This is a genomic window from Moorena bouillonii PNG, assembly GCF_001942495.1.
Lineage (GTDB): Bacteria > Cyanobacteriota > Cyanobacteriia > Cyanobacteriales > Coleofasciculaceae > Moorena > Moorena bouillonii.
The window spans coordinates 7,950,121-7,963,064 of sequence record NZ_MKZS01000001.1 but is presented as its reverse complement, the minus strand read 5'-3'; the positions used below and the strand labels follow the sequence as shown (position 1 = coordinate 7,963,064).

The 12,944-nt window shown below is 44.2% G+C and carries 11 protein-coding genes; 9 read left to right on the top strand and 2 right to left on the bottom strand.

Annotated features, from left to right (window positions below; all coding sequences use genetic code 11):
* Window positions 1-471: 471 nt before the first annotated feature.
* The 9 genes from BJP37_RS35105 to BJP37_RS32455 all read left to right on the top strand — a co-directional run bounded on the left by BJP37_RS35105 (window position 472) and on the right by BJP37_RS32455 (window position 11,003).
* Window positions 472-1,286, top strand: a protein-coding gene (locus BJP37_RS35105; RefSeq protein ID WP_143727908.1) for an IS5 family transposase whose coding sequence is annotated in 2 segments (ribosomal slippage) — window positions 472-850 and window positions 850-1,286 — 816 coding nt in all. Because the reading frame shifts where the segments join, the coding sequence is not laid out codon by codon here.
* Window positions 1,287-1,897: 611 nt separating this feature from the next.
* Entirely contained in the window at window positions 1,898-2,539 is a 642-nt protein-coding gene (gene ccmP / locus BJP37_RS32485) for a beta-carboxysome protein CcmP (RefSeq protein ID WP_044491860.1), read from the top strand.
* Window positions 2,540-2,630: 91 nt separating this feature from the next.
* Window positions 2,631-3,467, top strand: coding sequence for a pentapeptide repeat-containing protein (locus BJP37_RS32480; protein ID WP_075905194.1), 837 nt, complete (start codon window positions 2,631-2,633; stop codon window positions 3,465-3,467).
* A gap of 358 nt (window positions 3,468-3,825) precedes the next feature.
* A complete protein-coding gene (locus BJP37_RS32475) occupies window positions 3,826-4,800 on the top strand; it encodes a CHAD domain-containing protein (protein ID WP_075905192.1) in 975 nt (324 codons plus the stop codon).
* Between the two features lie 1,009 nt (window positions 4,801-5,809).
* Window positions 5,810-5,950, top strand: a complete 141-nt coding sequence (locus BJP37_RS41820) for a hypothetical protein (protein ID WP_008177935.1) — start codon at window positions 5,810-5,812, stop codon at window positions 5,948-5,950.
* 9 nt (window positions 5,951-5,959) lie between these two features.
* Window positions 5,960-6,430 (top strand): type II 3-dehydroquinate dehydratase, encoded by a 471-nt coding sequence (gene aroQ, locus BJP37_RS32470; protein ID WP_075905190.1) that lies wholly within the window; start codon window positions 5,960-5,962, stop codon window positions 6,428-6,430.
* 86 nt (window positions 6,431-6,516) lie between these two features.
* A complete protein-coding gene (locus tag BJP37_RS32465) occupies window positions 6,517-7,476 on the top strand; it encodes an ADP-ribosylglycohydrolase family protein (protein ID WP_075905188.1) in 960 nt (319 codons plus the stop codon).
* 504 nt (window positions 7,477-7,980) lie between these two features.
* Complete coding sequence (locus BJP37_RS32460) at window positions 7,981-8,349, top strand: RRXRR domain-containing protein (RefSeq protein WP_075905186.1); 369 nt, start codon at window positions 7,981-7,983, stop codon at window positions 8,347-8,349.
* A 95-nt stretch (window positions 8,350-8,444) separates the two neighbouring features.
* Window positions 8,445-11,003, top strand: coding sequence for an HD family phosphohydrolase (locus BJP37_RS32455; RefSeq protein WP_075905184.1), 2,559 nt, complete (start codon window positions 8,445-8,447; stop codon window positions 11,001-11,003).
* A 59-nt stretch (window positions 11,004-11,062) separates the two neighbouring features.
* Here BJP37_RS32455 and BJP37_RS32450 read toward each other — a convergent pair whose 3' ends face one another.
* Window positions 11,063-11,623: a 5-formyltetrahydrofolate cyclo-ligase gene (locus BJP37_RS32450; RefSeq protein WP_075905182.1), complete on the bottom strand. Its 561-nt coding sequence runs from the start codon at window positions 11,621-11,623 to the stop codon at window positions 11,063-11,065.
* Window positions 11,624-12,165: 542 nt separating this feature from the next.
* On the bottom strand, window positions 12,166-12,897 hold the full coding sequence (locus tag BJP37_RS32445) for an undecaprenyl-phosphate galactose phosphotransferase family protein (protein ID WP_075905180.1): 732 nt from the start codon (window positions 12,895-12,897) through the stop codon (window positions 12,166-12,168).
* Between the last annotated feature and the right edge of the window lie 47 nt (window positions 12,898-12,944).

Here is a 12,944-nt window from a genome sequence, read left to right as displayed (position 1 = left end):
GGGTGCTTTCGCCCAGACTTCAGAACGTTGGTTTTCAGTAGCCCTAGCATACTTAACGCGCCTAGACTCCAAATTAATCGAATCTAAGGGTTAAGCGCTGAACCTCCAGGCTGGCTTACTCTACAGACAAATCCGCAGCTTCTACAACCGAGTCAATTCTCGGACAGCCCCAATACTTCGATTTGCGCATCACTCGCCGATACTAACCTACTGAACTAGCTGTTACTCCGAAGTTAAGAGTGCCTTGTCTATTTCGGTCTTTATTCATTATAGCTGATGGCGCGTCAAGCCGCTATTACGCTTCCTCCCTGCTTTAAAAAGACGGGGCTTCCGCGTTTTATATTTTTGTGACTATAGGCTAATTTCTAGTTTAATTTAAGAGCTGATTTGTAAAGAGAATCTAAAGGAAACTCAATGACGGGCTGAGTAGCCTGTAACCTATATGACGACATGAGTTAAACCACTGTATCCATGAGTCGTTTGCCTGAGATCGCCAATCCCCACCGCCAAGCCTATCCGAGTGATATGAGTGATAGGGAATGGGAAGTGCTGCGTAGGCTGATACCAGAGCCGAAGGGATTTGGACATCCGAGGATGGTTAACCTACGGGAGATTATCAACGCCATATTCTATGTGCAACGTAGTGGCTGTCAGTGGGAAATGCTTCCCCATGACTTTCCACCCCACCCAACAGTCTATGGTTATTTCCGCAAATGGCAGCGTAAAGGAATTTGGCAAAGAATGCATGACCAATTGCGTCATCAACTCCGACAACAAATGGGACGAGAGGAAGATTCGAGTGTGGCGATCGCTGATTCCCAATCAGTGAAGACGGCGGAAAAAAGGGGGCGGTCTACGGCTATGACGGTGGCAAAAAAGTTAAAGGCCGTAAACGCCATATTGTTGTAGATTCCCAGGGTCTGCTCATTGGGATGCTGGTGAGTGAAGCCAATGGCTCAGAACGTTTGGGTGCAGTGGTTGTTTTGCATGATGCTATTGCCCAACTCAGGCAATTAGAAGTGATTTGGGTAGATCAAGGTTATTCAGGTAAAAACTTTGTTCATGCAGTCCAACAAGTTTGTGGGGAGGATGTGCGAGTGGAAGTGATTGAGCGAACATCAAAGGAATTTGAGATTCTACCAAAGCGATGGATTGTCGAACGGACGTTTGGTTGGCTCAACAGATTTCGGCGTTTGAGTAAAGATTATGAATTGTACACAACCATCAGCGAAGCGATGATTTATGGCTCGCTTATTCGTTTAATGACTCGCCGATTAGCTTCTTAAGCTTTTATTTACAAATCAGCTCTAAATTAGCCTAATCGTGCTTATAGAAATTTTAGCTCGCGAAGCTCTACGTTTCCTTGGTTTCATTAGTAAACATATTACCATTGTACCTTTAATAAAGGTTTGCATTGATGCTATTTAATTTATTTTAAATAGCTTTAATTTATATAAATAACTTCAAGATTTACCTAAAAAATAGCACAAATAATGCCAAGCATAGTTTGTATATATGCATAAAATAATAACCATAATTTATATTTGCAAATAAACAAATATAAATTATTTTATTTGATCATCTAAAAGAACTTGTTATTGTTAAATGCCAAACTATTATAGACTTGACCATTGAAGACATTTCTTACTATAGCAACACAAAAATAATATCTTTCGTTGCTTGTCATAATTGCTGTTGATGTCTATGAACAAAAGCTCGAGCAACCCATCTGCCCCCCAGAGAATATACCCTAGATGAATTACTAGCCAATGAAGTCGAAATCAGTGAAGAGGTTCACTGGGGTAAAGCAGAAGGTCGAGAGGTGTGGTAGGCTTCTTTGAGTGCGAATTACCTTTTGGACAACTTCTAGTCAGCAAAAAAGGAACAGATATAAACTTTGGGTATTGAACTACGCAGTTACGTATACATAGACAGCTTGCAGCCTCAGCACGCCGCTTACATGGGAACAGTAGCGTTAGGATTTTTGCCCTTACCAGGAGATACCTCCCTTTGGATTGAAATCTCACCAGGTATTGAAATTAACCGGATTACCGATATTGCCCTCAAATCCACTGCCGTGCGTCCAGGAGTGCTGGTGGTAGAACGGCTTTATGGACTTCTAGAGGTGCATGCTAATAAACAAGGGGAAACCCGTACAGCTGGCAAAGCAATTTTAGACGCACTGGGCGTCCGTGAACAGGATCGGCTCAAACCTCGGGTCATTTCTAGCCAAATTATCCGTAACATTGATGCCCACCAGACCCAGTTAATTAATCGCACACGGCGGGGTCAAATGTTGCTAGCAGGGCAAACCCTATATGTATTAGAAGTTGAGCCAGCTGCCTATGCTGCCCTAGCTGCCAATGAAGCAGAGAAATCTGCCTTAATTAACATCTTACAAATTAGTGCAGTGGGCAGCTTTGGACGCCTCTACCTAGGTGGAGAAGAACGGGATATATTAGCAGCGTCTCAGGCAGCGCTGACAGCTATTGAAAGCGTGAGTGGTCGTGAACATCCTGCTGCCAAGCGCAAGGAATAGAAAGGAATTCTTCCTGAGCTGATCCCTTAATGTAGTGCCATTGAGTTAAAGTCTTTGTTGGCACCGCTACATAATGTGAAGGAGAACCTCAATGGCCAATATAGAACATCTTGCTCTACTCAAACAAGATCCATTGAGATGGACAGAATGGAGAAAGACAAATCTAGATCTAGAACCAGACCTTAGCGAAGTTAACCTCAATGGGGCTAACTTTGAAAGGGTAAACTTAGCAAAAGCTAACTTAAAAAAGGCAAATCTAGGCAATATTAAACTGATTAGCGCTAACCTCAGTAATGCCAACCTCAGTAATGCCAACCTCCAAGATGCTGAACTGATCAAAGCTAAACTGATCTCGGCAGAGCTAATTGGGACTAAACTTATAGCAGCTAACCTGATCAGGGCTGACCTAAATGGTGCCAATTTAATTGGGGCTGACTTGACCCTAGCTAACCTCATGGAAGCTGATTTAAGTAATGCTAATCTAATTGGCACTAGCTTGCTCAAAGCTAATCTCTCAGAAGCAGATTTAAGTGGGGCAAAGCTAAGACGGACTAACCTGGTTGAGGCTAACCTTATGGCTGCTAATCTCTGCCATGCTAATCTGAGCAATGCTAATCTTCATCAAGCTGAACTGCTTGGGGCTTACCTATACAAAGCTGAGTGTCGAGGGGCTAACCTAGCAGAAGCTCACCTTAGTGGAAGCTATCTGTTTGGAGCTAACCTAGCAGAGGCAGACCTTTACAGGGTTGACATTAGATGGGCGAACCTTACTAAAGCAAATTTAAGCGGGTCTAACCTGACTACAGCTAAGCTCAGGGGCGCTAACCTCAGTAAAGCTAACTTAACTGGGGCTACTATCATTGAAGCTGAACTAAGCCAAGTTAATCTAAGGGAAACAATTATGCCTGATGGAACCATCCATCCTTAGATCACCACATCTGATCACACTCAATCAAACCTTCGATTAATCAGTTAGTGCTGCCAATATCATCCAACAGACAAAATCGACCAGACACCGATGAGTCATGCCCAACCGCCCCTAGAATTTATCCGACAAGCTATAGTTGACCTGACTCATGAGCTGCAAACCTCTATGCAAAGTCTGATCATAACTTGACAATATTCTCTGAATAAGTAATAATACAAAACATTATTTTTATCCTTAACGTAAAGTTAATCAAAGTGGGCTTTTGGTTAACTTTACGTTAAGCTTTGGACTCTGACTATCCTGAGTCTACTCAACCTCAATCTCAAGAGTCTGGCTTGCTAGACGTCAGACTGGGACGATGAACAAACTAGTATTACCCCAAACCAAAACCATTGGAGAATGGAGTTATCTGGGAATTCAGAAACACTTCCAGAAAATGCTTAGTCACGAAGCCGCCGTTCTCCAAGATCGAGATCCAGAACAGCTGCACCAAATGCGTATTGGAATGCGGCGCTTGCGTACCGCCATCACTAGTTTTACCCCTGCCTTAGACTTGCCCAAAGCAGCCTCTGAAAAACAGATTGGTAAGATTGCCCGTATTTTAGGGAGTCTTCGAGATCTAGATGTCCTCCAAGAAACCCTCCACAAAGGTTACCAACCCAAGTTACCCACCAAAGAACGGAAAGCATTGAAGCAAGCTTACGTTTACTTGGAAAAAAAGCGGTGCAAAGCTTTAACACAAGTTCGGGAAGCTCTGCAAGGTAAGCCACATCAAAAGCTTAAGCAAACCTTAAAACGGTGGCTCAAAAAACCCACCTATAAAGAAATTGCTCAGATGCCAGCGGCTGCAGTATTACCTGATTTACTCTTACCCATTGTCAGCAGCCTGTTACTCCACCCGGCTTGGCTAGTGGGCATTGATCTTAAGGATACTGGTAGCCAAACTCCCAAGCAGCTGAAACCAGCAGCAGTTGAATCCCTGCTAGCCATTCGTGGGTCAGTGATTCACGATCTACGCAAGCAAGCCAAGCGGGTGCGTTACCAAATGAACCTATTTACTGAACTATATAGTCCTACCTATAAGGACTATGTGGAAGATATGAAGCAAATTCAAGGCATCTTAGGTGATATTCAGGACAGTATGGTTTTAGACGAATTCTTAAACTCTGTCTTTCACTCGGACCTAAAACATAAGGCTCCCCAGTTGGCTGAGTTACTACAGGCCAACCGCTACAAATCATGGCAACAGTGGCAAACCTTACAACAGAATTATTTGAAGCCCGAAACCAGGCAAGCCTTTCGCCAAATATTACTGACTGAGTCAGGCAACTGATAGGTCTTATGCTGGTGAGGGTATAAACACTGTTAATGTATCTTGGTTGAATGAATTGTATAAAATGTGCTAGCCTTATCAGAGTTGGAGAGTTTGAGAGGGAAAAGAATACCACGTCCTCTTAGGTCTTGAAGTTACCGTAAGGAGAGGGTCGCCTTAATCAAAAAGTTTTAACCATGCATCTGCATAGCCTGCGGAGGGAGTTACCCTCAGACAGGGTAGCCTTAATCAAAAAGTTTTAACCATGCATCTGCATAGCCTGCCGACCATAAAGGCTACCCTGTCTAAGGCGCGCGTCTTTAACCATAAAAGGGACTCTCTCTATCGGTTTCGTCTCCGGGGATGAATTTTTCCAAATAGTGTTAATATAAAAAGTAAGGGTCTCAAAAAAAACTGGGTATTGACCCTACTCAGCTACCCTCGGTGCGTTCGCGTAGCGTGGCCATAGGCCAGGGAAAGTTACGCCCATGGAGATAACAACCAACGCTGGTTGTGCCTGGGAATCCCCATTCCTCTTAGGATGGGGAGGTTCAATAACATAATAGATACAACACTTTGTTCTTTTTCCTTTCTCAGAGTCATGGTCAAGGCAAAAAAACCTTAGGCAAGACTGATTCCCTTGCTAAGCTGCTCAAAAAGCAGTAACGGTTTTTAACCTGTTAGGGTTAGTAAAAGCTAATCGAAAATGTCGCAGAGTCTACCAAAAACTCTTATTATTTGTTAGACTTAAATTAAGGTAACACCGACAGGGATTATTATGTAACTTAAATTAAAGCCGAAAACCAAGGGTTTAATAGTTGCGCTGTAATCCCGGTGGAACGAACTTTTTTGACATTTTTATGGCGCTCGCGGGATATTCCTGAGAGCTTTGGGAGATACCCCCTGGATGCGAAAGCATCTTGCATTGGCGAGCCTTGGTCTATCTTGGTAGACTTTGGTAGCTAAAAAGTATCGGAACTGAAAGTGTAAAAGAAAAGATACAAGTGGTCTTATAGGAGCTTTTTGCTTGATGGACTATATAGAAAAGGTTTTGGAAAAAATTCAAGAATGGGCGCGCAAACTTATTGAAGCGCTATTAGGTCCTGAGGCTCAGCCTGAACCAGAACCAATACCCATTCCTGTTAATGACCCAAGGTGTCGTCGGAATTAGATAGTTATTGTGTCCGGTGATCCTCGAAAACGTCTAAGTATCCTGGTTCTCCATGGTCCCAATCTTAATTTACTGGGACAGCGAGAACCAGGTATTTATGGATCTGTAACCTTGGATGAGATTAACTATCTCCTAGAGCAAGAAGGGCAAAGGCTTGAGGCAAGCGTGACAGCCTTGCAGTCTAATCATGAAGGTATCTTAGTCGATAGGATACATGGAGCTTTAGGAAACCACGAGGGGATTTTAATTAATGCTGGTGCTTATACCCATACCAGTGTGGCTATTCGAGATGCAATAGCTGCGGTAGCCTTGCCAACTGTAGAAGTTCATCTGAGCAACATCTATAAACGAGAAGCCTTTAGACATCATTCGTTAATGGCACCAGTGGTAGTCGGTCAGATTAGTGGTTTTGGAGCTAACAGCTATAGACTGGGGTTACAGGCTCTAGTTCTTACATTGAGAAAATCGATTGGTAATTAAAATCGAAAAGGTGATGGGTGCTGCCTTGGGGGTTGAAAAAGGGAATTTAAAAGCACAGTAGATTTCTTGACAAAATCAAAATATGGATGCGGTACTCACTTTTGAACCGATTTAGAGGTGCCTTGTTAGGTAGCCTTGTGGGAGAAATCCTGGCTGGGAGTGGCTGCCAAAAGTTACCACCAGCTCAAGTAAGATTTCGACCGCTTTCCCTTGGGGATGCTGGTTTGAGTAAGGCGATTTCCGATTGGAGAAAGATTGCTACTTGTGGTATTGAAAGTTTAATTCGCTGTGGCAACCTCGATTTAGGAGATTGGTTAGTTCACTGTGAAAAGGCTCAACCCTCTATCCTTTCATTAAAAGGGACTGCCAACAGTAGCCAAGCAGCAGTAGCAACCTTAGCAGTAGCATTATTTTTTCATGAAGATGAAGTCAAGTTGCGCCAAAAGCTGCTAGAGGCGGCAGCAATTTGGCAAAATGATTCTGAAAGGTTTGAGAGTGTCTTGACTATAGGTTGGGCAATAGCGATCGCCCTTACCGAAAAACTTGACTGCCCTAACCTGATTTCCCGAATCATTGCCGACCTAGGGAACTATGAAAATCAAAATGCCTGGGTGCAACAATTGGAACAAGTACAAAGTCTACTGGAGCTTGGGGCAAGTTTAGAACAAACTGTTATCCAGCTGCGTCGAGAGCAAAGGCGTAGAAATGAGTCTGAGGATGACTGCTCTTTATCGATTGCCTTAGCATTGTACTGTTTCCTAAACACCCCAGAAGATTTTCGCCTCTGTGTAACTCGTGCAGCTCTTACAGGCTATCAATCACAAACTACTGCTGCCTTAACAGGTGCTTTAGCTGGTGCCTATAACGGTATCATCGGTATTCCAGTGCCCTGGCTGGTGGCGCTTAACCTCAGCAGTACTGGGGTTGACCAATGGCAATTAGCAGACCAGTTGTTGGCAGTGTGGTCAGGTGTATATGACGTTTCAGCGATAGCTCAGTTTCAGAAGCTAGCTGTGGTGGCACCAAGGGTGATCGGATCTCGATAAGCTGTTCAATCAAAGGACTTTCAAGGCAAAAATGAAGCTCCACCTACAAGGGGCTGTAGCCTGAAACTTGATGGTACATAAAATTTTCATGGTCTGTGTTGCACCCGTGGTGTTGAATTGGCTACCACAGCTATAGGTAAAACCAATATAAACCAGTTAAACTAAGATGATCTAAAAAAAACACTGGCTTCTGAGTTTTGTAAACTAAAAATCAGTCAAGTCTGGAATTATATTCTGTTACTGACCCCGCAATAAAGGGTGCTTATGGGGTAAGACTTAAGCCTAAGTGTGACTAGACCATTGAGCCTAATCCTGGTAAGAACTTCCAGCCACAACCCCTAAGCTGGAGTATCTGCAAGACTGCTTACTTCAGTCGCGGTTAAGGATCGGAATCATCAAGGTGCGCGCCTCCTAGGCCGCGAGCAATCCCTCGCGGCCTAGGGTGGCACCGCTTGGATTAGGTGGTCAAGGGGACTTACAACTCCATGATTGAGGATTATCTCAATGCGAGTAGCTATTTTATCACCAACTCGACAGCGACTAATGCGAATTACCCCAAGTTCCCCTAGGGAATGGATCAAAGAAAGAAAAGCTAAAGTTGTACATAATGATGTAGGCGTATTTACGGTGAAGTTGGTCTGTGAATCATCTGGAAGTCAAACCCAAGCAATAGCCATGGGGATTGACCAAGGTAACCACGAAACCATAATTACCACTTTAATGAAGTTTTCTGTTCGCAAACTCCAGTTACTGTTACAGTATACAAGGCGTGATTGTCACTGGAAGTTTCCCACACAACCTGCGCTCTACCCATGTCAAATGAGTGGATTGAAAATGAGTGGAGGCAAACTTTCCAGTGTTTTTTATGAATAATAAATAAATGTAGATGTCTTTAAGCAAAATGCCACCACCACACAGCAAATTGTGAGCAGACCGCTACTGTTACCAGACATTGCCATTCCTGTGCTATGAAAACGTTCAATTCGCTGACGCAGCCGATCACGCAATTACGGCGAACATCTCAGCACCTTCGCAGTTTTTTGGGATTTAACTCCTCTAGTGCTGCCAAATCCTCAGTTAGCCAATCACAGCAGGAGAATTTGAAAGGACAACCTCTACAGCTCACAGAGTCTCCAACCCATTGTGAAGGCACTTCGACTAGCCTAACTTCAGGAAAAGATTGGGGCAAAAGCCAGCACCAACTTCAACAGAAAATTACTCTACCTGTAATGTGGACTTTAGCAGTGGTTTCCCTGACCAGTGTTATGGGAGGGCGCTTTTACAATCAGCCACAGCTAGATGTAGAGACAGTAGCACCACAGACAGTCCGGGCACCATTCGATGCTCTGGTTGAGGACTCTAAGACGACGGCTGAGAGACGCAAAGAAGCTCAAAGAGGTGCTCAACCAGTCTTGATGATTGACCAATCTGTTACAGAAAGAATTGATCAAAATCTTGAGAAGTCTCTCGACGCTGTGGAAGAACTGCGCACTAACAGCGGTGTTTTTCCTTTTGTAAAGACTGATGTACTATCCATCGCCACCCAGCGGTATCTGCGCCAAAGTAAGGAATGGGAATGGCGGGCTATCTTGGCATTTTCAGATATCGATAACCATGTCAAGGGGTTTGATGCTGAAGCCAAACCACCAACTCCGGCAGAAAATTCATTAAATAAAGCTTTTGTTGAGGCAGTAAGTGAACTGCAAAGCTACCGTCAACAGTCTTCTGAACAAGAGTTCTCAGCTCTGATTGAGTCAATATCTGCTGCTCGCCAACAGTACGCTCAGGTGTTGCCTCAGCTGTCACAATACCTGAGCCCTGAATTCAGTAGCCTAGATGATGTTTCCGTACTGGATCTATCAGATCAAGATTGGCAGAAAACCCGCATAGTAATTAAGCAGGCTGCTGGTCGCATCCTGACCCAAGGCATGGTTCCAGGATTACCACCAAATCTGATCCAAGAGGCGGTGAAGGTAAACTTGAGTAGCCTTATGCCTCAGGAAGCTCAACCACTAGCTAAGTATTTACTAGTTAGAGTGTTAGAACCCAACTTGATCGAAAATAAAGAATTAACCAAGCTCATAGCAGAACAGGCAGCAGAAAAAGTGGAACCAATGATGGTTTCAGTGCAGCAAGGAGATGTGATTGTAACCGCAGGTGAAACCATCACTCAAACAGACTTTGTACTACTGGATTATTTCGACTTAAGCCGTCGAGGAATTAACTGGCCGGGTTTGATGGGATTTGGTGGTTTGGTGACTACTACGGTGGGCATCTTTGCCTTAGTGCAACGGCGAGTTCACCCGAAATGGAGACGGCGGGACTACATTTTGGTATTGCTACTGACGCTGAGTATGCCAATATCAATACTCTTCAAGAGTCCCTTCTTCAAGATTCCCTACACTATGCCTGCTATTGGTTTGTTAGTAGGGAACTTTTATGGGTCTACCATGGGCGTGACAGTGGTGGTTTTACTGACAGGCTTAGTGACCTTTAGTATGGAAGTCACTGGAGAACAAGTACTGGCAAATGTTGCTGGTGGTTTACTGGGTGCCTTGATGGCAGGACGAATGCGATCGCGAGAGGAATTGGCTGTTTTGGGAGTTGGGGTAGGCTTAACTCAAGGTGTCGTTTCCCTGATTATCAATCTGATTATTAGTGCCACGGCTAGTACAATTTGGTATGCAGTTCTGCCAGGAGCCTTGTTATTCGCTCTGTCTGGCTTAGCTTGGAGTATTGTCGCCCTGGGCCTATCACCTTACCTGGAACGTTTGTTTGACCTGGTGACACCGATTCGTCTGGCAGAATTGTCTAATCCCAACCGTCCCCTGCTCAAACGTCTAGCTACTGAGGCACCTGGAACGTTTCAACATACTCTGTTTGTTGCTTCTTTGGCAGAAGCAGCGGCTCAAGAACTCCACTGTAATGTGGAACTGGTTCGGGCAGGTACGCTCTACCATGACATTGGTAAAATGCACGATCCGTTAGGGTTTATAGAAAATCAAATGGGTGGTCCGAACAAGCATGATCAGATTAATGATCCTTTCAAGAGTGCTGAAATTATCAAAAAGCACGTTACCGAAGGACTGGTTATGGCTCGTAAGCACCAGTTACCCAAGGCAGTGCGGGACTTTATCCCAGAGCATCAGGGGAAATTGCTGATTTCCTATTTTTATTTCCAGGCTCAGCAAAAAGCCCAACTCGAAGGTACTGGGTCTGTGGACGAGTCATATTTTCGTTATGACGGTCCAATTCCCCAGTCCCAGGAAACTGGTGTAGTTATGTTAGCTGATGCCTGTGAAGCGGCCCTACGCTCACTCAAAGAGGTCACTCCGGAAACTGCTCTTACGGTGGTCAATAAAATTCTCAAAGCTCGCTGGCAGGACAACCAATTAGTGGATTCTGGCCTAACCCGGCAGGATTTATCAAAAATTGCCCAAGTGTTTATCAGAGTTTGGCAACAATATAATCACCAACGTATTGCTTATCCAAAGGGAGCACTTAATTGCCAGTCGTCTCCTAAATGAAGTATGAAGTCTCCAGTCTTGGTACAGCAATAGTATGAAACAGTATCGAACAAGGAATTTCAGATCTGTTCCACCCTCTTGAATCCTGTTTCTGTACAAACACTGTGCAAGCCTTTGTCCCACTCATCAATGGGTAGTTGAGGTATATAGGCAAATTCAAATACAATGCCGATGGTAGGAATAGAATCCCACTCTGGTGAATTCAGCAGTCGGTCATAGAAACCACCACCGTAGCCCAAACGATACCCCCGCTGGTCACAAGCCACAGCGGGTACAAGGATTAAATTCACATCCTTTGGCTCTAGGGTGGTAGCATTAGGTTTGGGTTCTAAAATACCATAATTTCCTTTTTGCAATGGAACGCCCGCCTTCCAGCTATGCCAGAAGAGAGATTTTCCCACACATCTGGGTAGTCCCCAGCAGTGCTTAGTGTCTGTAAATAGGGGACTTAGATCTGGTTCTTGTCGAAAACTGAAATAGGCTAAGACTGTTTGTGACTGGGTAACTAGGGCTGAAGATTGCAGATGGCTACAGATGCGATCGCTTTTTTGCCGCCATTCTTCTACAGACATAGACTGGCGCTTTTGAAGCAGGGATCGGCGTAGTTCTGCTTTGTTCATCTGATCTTACCTCCGGTTTGATAGCGCGATCATATCAACAAACTATGCTGATAGTGGGTAATCATACCGAGTTGCATTTATAGGTAGTAGATAGGAGCTTGTTCACTCCCATCTACCAATTCCGTTCAATTGAGCCCTTAAGCATTGAACTTCCCCATCCGTCGCAGGAATGGGGATTCCCAGGCACAACCAGCGTTGGTTGTTATCGACCTGGGCGTAACTTTCCCGCGCACCGAACGCGCCCCGCGTGGCCTATGGCCAGGGTAGCTGAGTAGGGTCTTTTGCCCTGTTTTTTTGAGACCCTTCCTTTTTATATTAATACTATTTGAGAGGGAAAATTCATCCCCGATCTAAGAGGACGGGGTATTCTTTTCCCTCTCAAACTCTCCCACTCTGATAAATAATAGGTTAAATAATAGGTTTGAGAGCAACTTGGTATCAGTAATGGGTAATTGGCAACTGGGCTTATTACCCATTACCCATTACCCATTACCTAATCTCTCCCATTACCTAATCTCTCCTCTAGCAGGCACCATTTACCTCTAGTAAGCACCGTTATTTTTGGGAAAAATAATAACACCAATGGTTTTCAATATGATCCATAAATCCAGCCAAAAATTCCGGAAACTGACATAGTAAACATCAATTTGCACACGGCGGTGGTAAGGTATGTCATTGCGTCCAGAAACTTGCCATAAGCCAGTAATTCCGGGTCGAATTGTCAAGACTTTATCCATGTGACGCCCGTATTTGGGCAATTCCTCTGGCACTAACGGTCTTGGACCAACCACACTCATCTGTCCGTTGAGTACATTCCAGAACTGAGGAAACTCATCTAAGCTAGTCAGCCGTAGAAATTTTCCAATTCCAGTAATTCGAGGATCATCCTTGAGCTTGTAATTATCCTGAAATTCCTCCCGTATCTGAGGGTATTTTTCGATCATCTCTAGCAACATTTCGTCTGCATTTTCCACCATAGTTCTGAATTTCAGGCAAGTAAAAGGTTTGTAGTCTTTACCCACCCGCTCCTGAACATAAAAAATTGGTCCAGGTGAGCTGATCACAATTAGCAATGTCAATAGCAGGTAAACGGGAAAAAACGAAATCAGAACTGATAGGGAAAAAGTAACATCAAACAGTCGCTTGGCAAAATTTCCGTCTAAGCGATAGCGAGTCAGATTCTTGTGTCTACGACGTGAAACGAGGGGCTGAAAACCTCGCTTCACGAATGCTCGCAATATCTTGACGGAGTTAAGTTGGCTTTCGGCAGTCATCTCACTCCTTCAATTCACACCACACGTCATAATCATAAAGCTACGAG